Below are 13792 nucleotides of genomic sequence, written 5' to 3'. Positions count from 1 at the left end.
GGCATGTCGGCGCTCGCCTGACCGGGTGCGTCGGCCGTGCTGTCGAGGGCCCAGAGCTGGACGGTGGTCGCGGCACCCCGGGGGCCGGGCGTGGTCCGGATGGTCGCGCGGGACCAGCCGTCCGGTGCGTAGACCAGCGCCGACACCGAGCCGGCGAGCGCGAGGGGCGGCACCTCTGCGACCACCGGACCGGACGGGGCGTTCCACTTCTCATCTATGAGCCGGTCCCGTCCGGGGGGAATTTCCTCGCTCACTGGTCGGCGTCCTCATCCGGTGTCGTGTTGTTGTACTGATTCCCGCTGCCGGTGTGCGTCGGACCGGACGAGCCATACGGGGCCCCTCGCCGTCGTGGCAACTACAGCGCCGCTCCTCCGGGGGGCCTATTCTTCCGTGAATTCTCACCAGGCTTTTCGGTAGCAGAAGTTGATGGCGGGTTCACGGCGGGTGAGCTCGACAAATGCCGAAGGCTTTCCGGCCGTCCACGTCGACAGGGCCGCGTTGGTCAGGCTGCCGAGCCCGCTGCGCCGAGGACGTCCTCGCCCTGTGCCGCCGGCCTCGATGGCCCCCCGGTCTCCGGCCCGCCCGTCGGATGGTCCGTCAGGGCGGCTTCCCGCGCGCATCAGGGTGAACGTCGTCCGGGGCCGGACGCGCCGGAGCTACTTATCGGATTATCGGCAGCCATACTGCGCCCGTGCGATCACTGTGAGTAGCACTTCATCTGCAGAGTGTCATCGGCTCACGGCTCCCCGCACACCTCACCGCCGCCGCCGGCGCGCCGCGTGATATCGGACCGCTCGACCGAAGGGAATCGTCATGAGGCGCTGTTCACCCACCAGCGGGCGCGAACGAAGACGCCGCGGACTCGCCGCAGTCCGCGGCCGCCTCACCGGCGCGGCGCTCACCCTTCTCCTCGCGTTCGCCACGGCCTCCGGATCCTTCTCCGCACCCGCCCTGGCAGACGCCCCCAACCGGGCCGGACACCCGTCCGTCACCCCGGCCGTCGACAGCCACGGCGGCCGCACGGGCCGTCAGCAGCCCGTGACCCTGGAGAAGACCGGCACCGACCTCACCACCGGCAGCACGACCCACGCCGCCCAGGGCGACACCATCCGCTGGGTGGTCTCCGCGACCAACCCGGACGGCGCACCGGTCAGCACCACCGTCACCGACGCGATCCAGGGCGGCCCCGGCAGCACTCCGCAGACGCAGTCCTACGTGCCCGGCTCGCTCCAGGCACCCCCCGGCTTCACCAAGGAGTGGTCCACCGACGGCGGCGCGACCTTCTCCGGCACCGACGGGGGTACCGCCACCAACGTCGTCCAGGCCACCAACCCGAAGTTCGCCTCACCGGCGACCGGCCAGGTGGTCCAGATCCCGCCCCCGTTCACCCCGATCAACACGGCCACCGGTGGCGACGGCTTCACCCCCATCCAGTACACCGCCACCATCAACGGCGTCTCCACGCCCGAGATCTGGAACATCTACCACCACGGCTTCTCCAACACGGCCAGCGTGGTCTGCACCGACCTGCTCACCAACGGCCCCTGCCCGACCCCGAGCGGCGCACCCGCCACCTGGCCCCAGGCGCTGAACTCCTCGGCGGCCGACACCACCACCGGCGACGTCGGCAGCACCCGCACCCCGACCTACGTACAGTCCGGCTCCCGGCTGTACTACGCCGCGATCAGCCGGGTCACCCAGGCACTGATCGGCGTCGGCTGCATCGACCTCCAGAACCAGTCCAGCTGCGGAGTCACCCCCCTCCAGAGCGGCAGCGGCCTGGTCATCGGCGGCCTGGTCGAGGCACCGAACCACCTGGTCTACGCGGTCTCCGGCACCGGTGAGATCCTCTGCTACGACCCCTCGAACAACTCCTCCTGCGGCACCTTCAACATCGGCCTGCCCGCCAACGAGGGCCAGATCGCCTTCAGCGGCGACTACGCCGGCATCATGCGGGTCATCAACGGCAAGGTCTACGTCACCGACAACCAACTCGCCCCGCTGCCCACGGTGATGTCCTGCTTCGACCCGTCGACCAACGCCGCGTGCGCCGGCTGGACCACCCCCAAGACCCTCGTCACCCCGGTCGGCACCTCCCCCGCCCGCGGCGACAACGTCTTCGAGATGTACGACACGGCAGGCACCGTCACCGGCGTCTGCACGGTGGTCGGCGGCGTCGACCAGTCGGTCAACCCGCCCGTCGGCACCGTCGTCTGCTTCTCCCCGGCGGGCAGCCCCATCGCCGCACCCCCCGGCCTCCAGACCCTGCTCAGCACCAACGTGGCCCCCGGCGAGGCCAACTTCCAGGTGCCGCTGACCATCACCGCCCCCAACGGGCACCTGGAGACCGAGTTCCCGTTCTGGATCTACCAGAGCAACAGCCCGACCTCCAACAGCTCCGAGTTCTGCTACGACTGGACGACCCAGGGCCCCTGCGGCCAGTACGGCACCAACGGCGTCGTCAACGGCCCCTCCAACGTCAACAACGGAGACACCAGGCCGTACGGCTTCGCCTACGACGGCCAGTGCAAGTACAGCCTCGGCGACACCGGTTACCTGTTCTCGATCGACCCGATCACCGGCGCCTCACCCTGCCTCAAGACCAAAGCCCAGGGCACCATCAACCCCGCCGCGTACTACTGCGACGGGGCCACCGGGCACGTGAAGTCCTACGGCACGGTCAGCCTGCTCGGCCTCGACCCGTCGACCGTCAACTTCGCCCAGTCCTCGGTCACCGTGCTGGCCTCCGACGGCACCACCATCGGCACCTTCCCGTTCAACGCCGGCACCGGAACGGCGGACATCTCATCCGTCCCGACCGGTGACTCGCCGATCCAGGTCGTCGCCAACCTCACCCTGATCGACGGATCGTCCTTCACCCCCGGCAACCACCCGCAGATGCAGGTGAGCTTCGTCGGCGACGCACCGCAGATCTGCTTCGAGACCAAGGTGTCGACCGACTGCTCCGTCACCTCCGTCACCAACCGGGCAACCGCCGTCACCAACGGCCAAGCGCCCGTGGCATCCAACCCCGTCACCTTCCAGGTGACGCCGGGCGCGGACTGCACGCCGATGCTGGAGATCCTCAAGGAGGTCTGCACCTCGGCCAACCCTGGTGACTGCGGGGCCGGCGGTGCCGGTCCGTGGGCGAAGACCACCACGGTGGCACCGGGCGGTACCGCCTACTGGCGTATTACCGTCACGAACAGCGGGCTCGTCCCGATCGCTGGGATTACGTTGGCGGATTCGGTGACTCCGTCGTGTGTGACGGCTGCGGGGACGTTCGATCTGGCTGTTGGTGCGTCGAGGCAGGTGTTCTGCAACCTGCCGGGTGTGGCGCAGTCGACGACGAATACGGTCACGGCTTCGTTCCCGGGTCCTGATGGGAAGCCGATCACGACGCCTCCGTCTGAGGCGAGTGTGGATGTTCCGTCGCTCGCGGTGCTGAAGGAGGTTTGCACGTCCGCGACTGCGGCGGACTGTGGTGAGGGCGGCGTTGGTCCGTGGGCGAAGAGCACCACGGTTGCTCCGGGTGGGACGGCGTACTGGCGGATCACTGTCACGAACAACGGGCCCGTCCCGATCGCCGGGATTACGTTGGCGGATTCGGTGACTCCGTCGTGTGTGACGGCTGCGGGGACGTTCGATCTGGCTGTTGGTGCGTCGAGGCAGGTGTTCTGCAACCTGCCCGGGGTGACGCAGTCGACGACGAATACGGTCACGGCTTCGTTCCCGGGTCCTGATGGGAAGCCGATCACGACGCCTCCGTCTGAGGCGAGTGTTGATGTTCCGTCGCTCGCGGTGCTGAAGGAGGTTTGCACGTCCGCGACTGCGGCGGACTGTGGTGAGGGCGGCGTTGGTCCGTGGGTGAAGAGCACCACGGTTGCTCCGGGTGGGACGGCGTACTGGCGGATCACTGTCACGAACAATGGGCCGGTGAATGTCACCGGCGTGACGTTGGCGGATTCGGTGACTCCGTCGTGCGTCACCGCTGCGGGGACGTTCGATCTGGCTGCTGGCGCGTCGAGGCAGGTGTTCTGCAACCTGCCGGGTGTGGCGCAGTCGACGACGAATACGGTCACGGCTTCGTTCCCGGGTCCTGATGGGAAGCCGATCACGACGCCTCCGTCTGAGGCGAGTGTGGATGTTCCGTCGCTCGCGGTGCTGAAGGAGGTTTGTACGTCCGCGACTGCGGCGGACTGTGGTGAGGGCGGTGCTGGTCCGTGGGCGAAGAGCACCACGGTTGCTCCGGGTGGGACGGCGTACTGGCGGATCACCGTGACCAACAATGGGCCGGTGAATGTCACCGGCGTGACGTTGGCGGATTCGGTGACTCCGTCGTGTGTGACGGCTGCGGGGACGTTCGATCTGGCTGCTGGCGCGTCGAGGCAGGTGTTCTGCAACCTGCCCGGGGTGACGCAGTCGACGACGAATACCGTCACGGCCTCCTTCCCCGGCCCTGACGGGAAGGCGATCACCACTCCTCCGTCCGACGCGCGCGTGGAGGTGAGCGGTACCAACGTCCCGTCGCTGAACGTCGACAAGGAGGTCTGCCAGTCCGAGAAGGCTGGTGACTGCGGCCAGGGCGGGTCCGGGCCGTGGGGCAAGGAGGTGACGCTGCACAAGGGTGGTGCGGCCGAGGAGCCGTGTGCTCCGGACAAGTGCCAGGCGTTCTGGCAGATCACGGTGACGAACACCGGAACGGTGGACCTGACCGGGATCACGTTGACCGACCGTCAGGAGGTGGCCTGCGAGGTGGCGGCCGGGACGTTCGATCTGGCGGCGGGGCAGTCGAGGAAGTTCTACTGCTCCAGCCTGATCAGCGAGGACACGGTCAATACGGTCACCGCCTCCTTCGTGCCGCCGAACTCCCCGGCCGGGACCGAGCCGGTGACCACGGCGCCGTCGTCCGCGCTCGCCCGGTGCACGCCGCCGTGTGAGAAGGACAAGTGCCACGAGCACGGGCACGAGCACGGGCACGGGCATGGTGACGGCCACGGCCACGGCCACGGCCAAGGAGGTGCTGGGCCGCTGCCGGAGACCGGTGCAGCGGTGCTGCCCTACGCCGCCACCGGTGCGGCGCTGGCCGGCCTCGGTGTGCTGCTCACCGTCCTGGTCAGGGCGCGTCGGCGCCGGGCGGGTGGTGTGAGCGAGTGACCGTGATCCGGTCGGACCGGCCCTGACGGGCCGAGGGCGGTGGCCCGGGAGGAACCTCTTCCCGGGCCACTGCCCTTTGCCGGGCGCCGGATCGGTTCGCCGAGGGGAGAAGTGGGTTCAGCGGTGGGACGGTTGGGCCTTCCCTCGGTGGGCGTAGTCGTGGGAGACGTGCTCGATCGTTCCCCGGTGAAGAGCCCCGTCCCGATGGAGGATCCATGTCGAAGCTGCGCACCACGCTCGTGGCCGCTGTCCTCGGTGCCGCCGTCCTGGCGCCCGCCGTACCGGCGCAGGCGGCCGGCGGCACCCCCGAGGCGCAGGTGAACACCTTCTTCCGGGAGTACCGTCGGGCCGTCCTCGACACCAAGGACAAGTCGCCCGCCGAGGTCCGCGCCGAGTACCTCACGGCGGGGCTGAACCGGCAGCTGGACGAGTGGGCCCGGGTGCACGACGCGGACCCGGTGTTCCGGGCGCAGAACGTACCGCTGGACTGGTCCACCCGGTACGAGGGCAGCGGCGGCGGCCACGCGACGATCGTCCTGACCGAGCGCTGGGGCGCCGGCGTGGCGCAGGACGTCTGGTACTCCGTCCGCCTCGGCACCCTGGTCATCAGCGACCTGGCGGACCCGCCCGGCAGGTGACGGCCCGTCCCGGTGCCTATCCTCGGGGACATGGCCGTTCAGCGCATGGACAACGTCGGCATCGTCGTCGAGGACCTCGATGCCGCCATCGCCTTCTTCACCGAGCTCGGCATGGAGCTGGAAGGCCGGATGCCGATCGAGGAGCGCTGGGCGGGGACGGCTGTCGGGCTCGACGACATGCGGAGCGAGATCGCGATGATGCGGGTCCCGGACGGCCCGGGCCGGATCGAACTGGCGAAGTACCACGCCCCGAGGGCGGTCACCCCCGAGTCGGCGGTCGCCCCGGCGAACACCGTGGGCCTGCACCGCGTCATGTTCGCCGTCGACGACATCGAGGACACCCTCGCCCGCCTCCGCCCGTACGGCGCCGAACTCGTCGGCGAGGTGGCGCGCTACGAGGACAGCTACCTGCTCTGCTATCTCCGGGGGCCGAGCGGGATCATCGTCGGGCTGGCCGAGCAGCTGGGCTGAGGAGACGGGAGTCCGCTCACCTCAGGGCCCGGGCGGCGTGTTCGACGTACTCGTGCAGTCCGTAGGCCAGGGCCACGCCGAGCAGGGCAGCGGTCGCGACGGCGGTGAGCAGGGCGAGGGCGGCGCCCGCCCGGCGGCCGGTCGGGCGGGCCGGTTCGGGGCCGAGCAGGGCCCGGACGCGCTGGGGTACGGGACCGGAGTTCACGGACAGCAGCGGGCCCGGGGCGGGGCGGGCGGACGACGATCCGGCCAGGGCCGCCCGGGCGATGGCGGTGGCGGCGGTGCGCCGGTCGGCGACCGCGTGGGCGGCCCGCTCGTCGGCCCAGCGCTCCAGGTGGTAGTCGAGGTCGGCGCGCAGCCGGCCCAGCGCCGGGTGCACGGCGGCGGCGAGGTCGGCGGTGGTCGCGAGCAGGTGGTGGCGCCCGCGCAGGTGGGCGCGCTCGTGGGCGAGGAGCACCGCGCGCTCCGTCGGCTCCAGCGCGCCGAGCATGGCGGCCGAGACGACGACCCGGCCGGGGCGCCCCCGGTGGGCGGGAAGCGCGAAGGCCTCCGGCTCCCGGACCGCGACCACGAGCAGGTCGCCCTCGCCCGTCGCGTCGCCGACGAGGTCCCAGGTGCGGGCGAGGAGCGCGCGGTGCTTCCGCCGACGCAGCGTCAGCCGTACGGCTTGGACGAGCAGCAGCGTCCCGGCGGCGCAGGACACCGGCGCGACGGCGGGCCACCGGGCGAGGACGCGCGACAGCGGCACCTGCTCCAGGCCCGCCAGGAACGGGACGTGGAAGAGACCGGCGAGGGCCGCGACGGTGCTGCCCGCCAGCAGGACGGCCGCGCCGGCGAGGGTGAACGAGGCCTCGCGCGGCGGGAGCAGCGCGGCCAGCCGGTGGGCTGCGGGCGCCGCGGCCCAGGGGAGCAGCAGGGCGAGGGCGACGAGTACCAGGGCCAGGCTCATGCGTCGCCCCCGCTCCCGGTCCCGGTCCTGCCGGAGGGAGCCGCCGTCACGGCCCCGGTCCGGGGGCCGAGGAGGAGGTGGCGCAGGACGTCTTCGTCGGCCTCGGAGAGGGAGGAGACGAACCGTTTGAGCACCAGGTCGCGCTCGGGTTCTTTCTCCAGCTCCCGGCGCATCCGCCCGGCGGCCAGTCCGGCGGCGTCCTCCACGGGGGCGTAGGCGAAGCTGCGCCCGGGGCGGGTGCGCACCAGGGTGCCCTTCTCGTGCAGGCGGGTGAGGATCGTCGCCACGGTGGTGCGGGCCAGCCCCTGGTCCAGGGTCTGCTTGACCTGCTGGGCGGTCAGCGGCTCGCCGGCCGCCCACAGCACCGCCAGCACGTCCGCGACCAGCTCCCCGTGCGGGCGTCTGGTATTGCGGCCGCCACCCAGCATCTCCACTCCCGTCCTCGCAGGCTCCCGGCGGGCACACCGGAACGGGCCGCGCGCGGCTGAGGTTAGGCGTGCCTCAGCTAACCTTACGGGCCGGTGGTCCGGCGCCGTCGGGCGGGATCGGAGGACGGGACCGGAGGGAGCGGTACCCGGGTACCGCGCCCTCGGCGCAGGTTCCGTCCCGGGTGCCACGACCAGCCGCTGCGCCGCCGCTAGCGTGGAGATCAGGACGGCTGGTCGGCTTCCGGGCCGACGCTCCCGCCGAGGCCCGGAGCGGAACCACCGGCGCCCCGTGGCCGTCCGTGCTCGGGACCGGAACCATCGTCGACGGCATTCGGAGGGCGACATGAACACCGCGACCTGCCCGACCACGCCCCGCCACGGGCCCGCCCGACTGCTCGGCCCCGCTGCCCCGCCCGCCGAGTGGGCGACGCGTGGCACGTGGCCGAGCCCGACGCCGCCGCCGACGGTCCGACCCGCCTCTGGCTCGGCGACGCCGGCCACCTGGATCCTGGGGACGCGTGCGCACTCCTGCCCGTGGGCGGCGGGAGCGCCGGTGCCGTGGTCGCCGCCTCCCCGCCTCCCGCGCCGGTGAACTCCGGCTGCCCGCCTCAGGGAGTGCCGGGGCGGGTCTCGGTCCGGTCGGCCGTCAGGCGCCGTCCGGGGAGGAACCACTCGCCGTCGACCCTGGCGAAGCGGTCCAGGCAGCGGGTGGACGCGATCATGATCGTGCGCTCGGTGGCCGCGCCGTAGGAGAGGTGGTGGGCCGGGCAGCAGCTCTCGCCGCCCGGGAGGTGTTCAGGTTGTCGAAGAGCGGGGCGAGGGCTTCGCGGCCGTGCAGCTCCTGGGTGGGCTCGGGCGCGGTGGCGTCCATGAACACCGGGAAGCGGCTGTCCTCGGTGGACAGTGCCGGCCGGCTCTCACCTGACAGCACCGGTGGCAGGGCCGCTCAACCGCTGCCGGCCCTCCCACCGGATCAGGGCGAGCAGCACCAGGGCTGCCACCCCGAGCGCGGTGGCGCCACTGCTCAGGGCCGCCGCGGGGGTGACCAGTGCGGCTGCGGCGAGCGCGGCCGTGAGTCGGGCCGGGGGCCAGCTGCCCGCGAGGGTGCGGTGGAACCAGGCGAGGCCGAACAGGTAGAGGGAGATGCCGAGCGGCAGTAGCAGGGCGGTGAGGTGGTGGGAGGGGTGGTGGAACGCGTCGATGGCCTTCTCCATCCCGACCGCCGCGACCACGATCCCGAGGATGACCACGTAGTAGGCGTAGCCGAAGGAGTAGACGGCGACGCGCGGTCGGCGTCGGGCCGGGACCCGGTCCAACCGGGCCTCGCTCTCGCGCTCCTCGCGGCCGAAGTAGAGCCACCACATCTCGGCGCTCAGCACCAGCGCCAGCAGGGCACCCACGACGGAGGTGGTCACGCTGTCGCCGCGCGAGGTGGCGGCGCCGACCTCGGTGATCGACTCGCCGAGCACGATGAGGACGGCGAGGCCGTGCCGCTCCACGAAGTGCCCGGCCCCGACCGCGAACTCGCCGCCTCCGCTGACCAGGGGCGTCAACGCCTCCATCGCGGCGGCCAGTGCCCAGAGCCACGGCCGCGGGTGTGGCGGCACCGCCCCCGCGGCCAGCACCACCAGGGCGCTGGCCAGGTTCAGCGGTCCGATGCGCAGGATGCCGCGGTGCCCTGACGTACCGATGAATCCGAGCAGGTGGACCATCACGACCAGGAGGTACCCGGCGCCGAGGACCAGGGCCCAGGGGCCCGTCCCGGTCGCCTTCGGGACGCTCATCGACATCAGGAAGAACCCCGCCGCGCCGGTCAGCACGAGCAGCCGGGGGCCGGTGCGGTCGAGGTCGAGCGCGTTGGTCAGCCAGGCGTAGCCGGAGTACATCCACCAGATGATCACCAGCAGCACGGCCACCCGCCCCAGGTTCGGCAGCGTCGGTGCGGCGGTGAGGATCGAGGCGACCTGGGTGATCGTGAAGACGAAGACCAGGTCGAAGAAGAGTTCCAGCGGGCGGACGGACTCCGCGGCGCCCGCGCCCGGCGCGGCTGTCTCGTCGGCTACGGTCACGGACGCGATTGTCGCAGCACGCCGCCGACGCGAGCGCGGCCGACGCCGTGCCGTGTGTCGACGTCGCTGCCGCACGTCGAGGTGGTCGGCGGTGCGCGGAGCAGTGCGGTGGTGACCCGGTCGGCGGGGAGGGCGCTACCGGCCGGGGGCGGTTCGCGGCGGGGTGTCCAGCACCCGGAAGGAGATGCCCGCCGTGACCAGTCGGTCGATCAGCGGTCGGCCCATCGCCACGGCCGTGGTCAACTGGCCCGCCAGCGGCGGCAGGTCGTCGTAGGCCAGGCAGAGCGCCGACTCGGCGAGCATCTTCGCGGTCTCCTGGTAGCCGGGATCGCCGCCGGACACCTCGGTGAGGAGGGCCCGGCCGTCCTGGGCCCGGGCGGCGAAGCGGACGGCGAACCAGGAGCGGGCCCGCTGCTCCGGGCCCGGGCCGTCGCCGGGTTTGCGCAGTCTCCCCAAGGCGCGGCGCAGCAGTGGCAGTTGGGCGGCGAGGGCGAGCGCGGCCACGGTGGCGACTCCGCCGAGGGCGACCGGCAGCCGGCGCACCGCCGCGTAGTGGGCGTAGCCGAAGTCCGGGCCGTACGCGTCCAGGGCGGCCGCCGAACGGGAGACCACCTGCGGGTCGATCGTGGGCATCGGCACGGCCCAGGCGCGGGCCGCCCGGGAGTGGTGCGGGCGGCCGAGGGGGGTGCGGACCAGCCGTCCCTTCGGCCGGGGCTCGACCGCGCGGCGCGCCCGGGCGGCCCGGGCCATGGCCCGCGGCCGGGAGAAGGCCGTCAGGGCCGAGGCGAAGGTGCCGCCGGAGACGGTGCCGCCGGCGCGGACGAAGCCTTCGACCGAGACCCGGGCCACCGGGCCGCCGCGGCGCACCAGCTCCTCGACGGTGAACAGCACACCGAGGTCGTGCGGCACCGAGTCGAAGCCGCAGGCGTGCACCAGTCGCGCGCCGGTGGCCGACGCCCGCTCGTGGTACCGGAGGTACATCCGGTCGACGAACTCCGGCTCGCCGGTGAGGTCCACGTAGTCGGTGCCGGTGTCCGCGCAGGCCGACACCAGCGGCTCGCCGTGCCGCAGGTACGGGCCGACGGTGGACACCACCACCCGGGCCGAGGCGGCCACCTCGCGCAGCGCCCGGTGGTCTGCGGCGTCGGCCACCAGCAGCGGGAGGTCGGCGCAGCGCGGGTCGATCCGCGCCAGTCCGGCCCGGACGGCGGCGAGCCGGTGCTCGTCCCGCCCGGCGAGTGCCCAGCGGCAGCCCTCGGGCGCGGCCCGGGCCAGGTACTCGGCGGTGAGCCCGCCGGTGAACCCGGTGGCACCGAACAGGACGAGGTCGTACGGGCGGGGCTCGGCCATCAACAGTCCCTACTCGCGGGTAATCGGCGACTGCGCCACGCTAGGAGTCCGACGTGGCAGTGTCAACGGCGCCGGGCAGGACGCTCCGGGTCAGAGCACGTCCGCCAGGAACTGCCGCAGCCGCGGGCTCCCGGGTGCGGCGAAGACCGCCCCGGGCGGGCCGGACTCGACGACCACCCCGCCGTCCATGAAGGCGACGGTGTCGGAGACCGAGCGGGCGAAGCCCATCTCGTGGGTGACGACCACCATGGTCATGCCCTCGCGGCCGAGGTCGGCCATCAACGACAGCACGCCCTTGACGAGCTCGGGGTCCAGTGCGGAGGTCGCCTCGTCGAAGAGCATCACCCGGGGCTCCATGGCCAGGGCGCGGGCGATCGCCACGCGCTGCTGCTGTCCGCCGGACAGCCGCGCGGGGCGTACGTCGGCCTTGTGCCGCAGCCCGACGAGGTCGAGCTGCCGGAGGGCGGTCTCGGCCGCGTCCTCCTGGGAGAGGCCGCGGAGCTTGCGGAGGGGGAGGGTGAGGTTGCGCAGGACGCTCAGGTGCGGGAAGAGGTTGAACTGCTGGAACACCATGCCGACCTGACGGCGCAGCAGGTCCGGATCGCGGCGCAGGACGCTCTCGCCGTCCAGCAGGATGTCGCCGCGGTCGGGCTCCAGCAGCCGGTTGATGGTGCGCAGCAGCGTGGACTTGCCGGATCCGGAGGGCCCGATCACGGAGAGGGTGTGTCCCTCGGGGACGTCGAGGTCCACGCCGCGCAGGATCGGGGTGCCGCCCAGGGAGAGGTGGAGGTCACGGGTCGCCAGGCTGACCGGGGAGAACGGCGTGCCGACGCGAAGGGCGGTCGCGGGGGTGGCGGTGGTGGGGCGGTGGTCAGGCACGTGCCGCTCCTTCGGGTACGGGGGTGGGTCCGGGGACGGGCGGCGCCTCGGGGGTGGAGGTGTCGGGGGTGTCGGCGGTCGGTTCGCCGCCCTCGCCCCCGTTCCGGGTGGCGCGCCCGTGACGGAGCCGCCGGTCGATCACGTTGACCAGATGCGTCAACGGCACGGTGAGGAGGAGGTAGAAGAGACCGGCGAGCACCAGCGCGGACTCGTTGCCGGTGGTGGCGGCGGAGTCCTGGCCGATCCGGAACAGGTCGCGCTGTTCGGCCGTCAGTCCGAGGAAGTAGATCAGGCTGGAGTCCTTGATCAGCGCGATGAGTTGGTTCACCCAGGCCGGCAGCACCCGCCGGACACCGAGCGGAACGATGATCAGCCGCATCGCCGCCGCGTACGAGAAGCCGAGTGCCCGCGCCGCCTCGAACTGGCCCGCCTCCACGCTCTGGATCCCGGAGCGGAAGATCTCGCCGAAGTAGGCGGCGGCGATCAGGGACAGCGCGAGGACCCCCAGCGGGTAGGGGTCGGGCCCCCAGATCTCCATCCCCTGCGGGGCCAGCCCCACCCCGATCAGCAGGATGGTGACCGCGGCCGGGAGGCCGCGGAACACATCGGTGTAGACGCGGGCCGGCCAGCGCAGCCAGCGTGTCCGGGCGATGCCGGCCACGGCCAGGAGCAGTCCCAGCACGGTGCCGATGACCGCCGAAGTGACCGCGAGGATCAGCGTGTTGGGCACGCCGGTGGTGAGCAGGTCGGAGATCGCGGAGCGCATCGATCCCCAGTCGAAGAACGTCTCCGCCAGCGTGCCCAGCTGGTCCACGTCGGCCTCCTTGTCGTCCGGTTCGGTGGTGGGGTGGTGGGGTGGTCGGTCAGGGAGTCGCGGACGTGCCGGCCGGTGCCGTCGGGGTCGCGGCCGCCGTGGTCGGGGCGGCGGCCAGGGCGGTGGTGGTCGGGGCCGCCGCCTGCACGGGCGGGTAGGAGACCGACCCGCTGCCGGGCTTGAAGCCGTCCGGCACCGGGCGGCCCAGGTAGTACTGCTCCTGGAGGCGGGTCCAGGTGCCGTCCGCGATGACCTCGTCAAGTGCCTTGTCCAGCGCGGCCCGCAGCTCGGGGCGGTCCTTGGCGACGGCGAAGGCGGTCGGCGAGGAGCTGAGCTGCTTCTGGGCGAGGACGACCTTGCCGCCGCTGTCCTGGGCGCTCTTCTCGCCGATCTCCGCGGGCGAGATCCAGGCCTCCGCCGTCCCGGCCTTGAGCTGGTTCAGCGCGCCGTTGTAGTCGGGCACGCGCACCGGGTTGAGGTTGTTCTTGGTGGCGTAGTCGTCCTGGACGGTCCCCTGGACGACCACGACGCGCTTGCCGGCGAGCTGGTCGAAGCCGGTGACCGACGAACCGGCGGGGACGTCCAAGCCGAAGTAGCCGAAGTCGTAGCCGTTGGTGAAGGCCACCGTCTTCTTGCGGGCCTCGGTCACGGTGATGGACGAACTGCCCACGTCGAACTTGCGGTTGGCGACCTGCGACAGCAGGGAGGAGAAGTCCGTCGCGGCGAACTCGACCTTGAGGCCGGCCTTGGCGGCGACGGCGGTGAACAGGTCGTTGTCGAAGCCGGTGAACTTGCCGTCCTTGAGGTACACGTTCGGCGGCGCGTCCGAGAGGGTGCCGACGCGTATCGTCCCCGGAACGGACAACTGGTACGGATTGTCGGCGGACTTCGTCGCCGAGGAGGTGCCGCCGCAGGCACTGAGCGAGGCCAGGGAGGCGAGAACGGCGAGGGTGGTGGCGAGAACCCGGCGCGGGCCCATGGAGGCTCCAGACATGGTGATGGTGAAGGGACGCGCGGCCGGCCGGCCGGTCCGGGAC

11 protein-coding genes are annotated in these 13792 nt (G+C 72.2%); 3 read left to right on the top strand and 8 right to left on the bottom strand.

The window, feature by feature from the left end:
* Window positions 1-813: 813 nt before the first annotated feature.
* The 3 genes from ABTY61_RS06435 (at window position 814) to ABTY61_RS06425 (ending at window position 6266) form a co-directional block, all read left to right on the top strand.
* A complete protein-coding gene (locus tag ABTY61_RS06435) occupies window positions 814-5157 on the top strand; it encodes a DUF7617 domain-containing protein (protein ID WP_350503781.1) in 4344 nt (1447 codons plus the stop codon).
* A 215-nt stretch (window positions 5158-5372) separates the two neighbouring features.
* Window positions 5373-5795, top strand: a complete 423-nt coding sequence (locus ABTY61_RS06430; RefSeq protein ID WP_350503780.1) for a hypothetical protein — start codon at window positions 5373-5375, stop codon at window positions 5793-5795.
* 30 nt (window positions 5796-5825) lie between these two features.
* Window positions 5826-6266, top strand: a complete 441-nt coding sequence (locus tag ABTY61_RS06425) for a VOC family protein (protein ID WP_350503779.1) — start codon at window positions 5826-5828, stop codon at window positions 6264-6266.
* 16 nt (window positions 6267-6282) lie between these two features.
* Here the strand turns inward: ABTY61_RS06425 and ABTY61_RS06420 are convergent, their stop codons facing one another.
* The 8 genes from ABTY61_RS06420 to ABTY61_RS06385 all read right to left on the bottom strand — a co-directional run bounded on the left by ABTY61_RS06420 (window position 6283) and on the right by ABTY61_RS06385 (window position 13749).
* On the bottom strand, window positions 6283-7215 hold the full coding sequence (locus ABTY61_RS06420; protein ID WP_350503778.1) for a M48 family metalloprotease: 933 nt from the start codon (window positions 7213-7215) through the stop codon (window positions 6283-6285).
* Entirely contained in the window at window positions 7212-7643 is a 432-nt protein-coding gene (locus ABTY61_RS06415; protein ID WP_350503986.1) for a BlaI/MecI/CopY family transcriptional regulator, read from the bottom strand. The genes ABTY61_RS06420 and ABTY61_RS06415 overlap by 4 nt, the downstream gene beginning before the upstream one ends.
* 718 nt (window positions 7644-8361) lie before the next feature.
* Window positions 8362-8574 (bottom strand): hypothetical protein, encoded by a 213-nt coding sequence (locus ABTY61_RS06410; RefSeq protein WP_350503777.1) that lies wholly within the window; start codon window positions 8572-8574, stop codon window positions 8362-8364.
* A complete protein-coding gene (locus ABTY61_RS06405) occupies window positions 8561-9712 on the bottom strand; it encodes a low temperature requirement protein A (protein WP_350503776.1) in 1152 nt (383 codons plus the stop codon). The genes ABTY61_RS06410 and ABTY61_RS06405 overlap by 14 nt, the downstream gene beginning before the upstream one ends.
* 135 nt (window positions 9713-9847) lie before the next feature.
* The gene (locus tag ABTY61_RS06400) at window positions 9848-11062 is read right to left on the bottom strand and encodes a saccharopine dehydrogenase family protein (protein WP_350503775.1); all 1215 of its coding nucleotides are present in this window, start codon (window positions 11060-11062) and stop codon (window positions 9848-9850) included.
* Window positions 11063-11152: 90 nt separating this feature from the next.
* On the bottom strand, window positions 11153-11941 hold the full coding sequence (locus ABTY61_RS06395) for an amino acid ABC transporter ATP-binding protein (RefSeq protein ID WP_350503774.1): 789 nt from the start codon (window positions 11939-11941) through the stop codon (window positions 11153-11155).
* Window positions 11934-12755 (bottom strand): amino acid ABC transporter permease, encoded by an 822-nt coding sequence (locus ABTY61_RS06390; RefSeq protein ID WP_350503773.1) that lies wholly within the window; start codon window positions 12753-12755, stop codon window positions 11934-11936. The genes ABTY61_RS06395 and ABTY61_RS06390 overlap by 8 nt, the downstream gene beginning before the upstream one ends.
* Window positions 12756-12804: 49 nt before the next feature.
* Window positions 12805-13749, bottom strand: a complete 945-nt coding sequence (locus ABTY61_RS06385) for an ABC transporter substrate-binding protein (protein WP_350503772.1) — start codon at window positions 13747-13749, stop codon at window positions 12805-12807.
* Window positions 13750-13792: the final 43 nt, after the last annotated feature.

The organism is Kitasatospora sp. NPDC096128 (genome assembly GCF_040303105.1).
Classification (GTDB): domain Bacteria; phylum Actinomycetota; class Actinomycetes; order Streptomycetales; family Streptomycetaceae; genus Kitasatospora.
The sequence above is the reverse complement of the archived record's forward strand: the minus strand, read 5'-3'. Positions and strand labels throughout refer to the sequence as shown.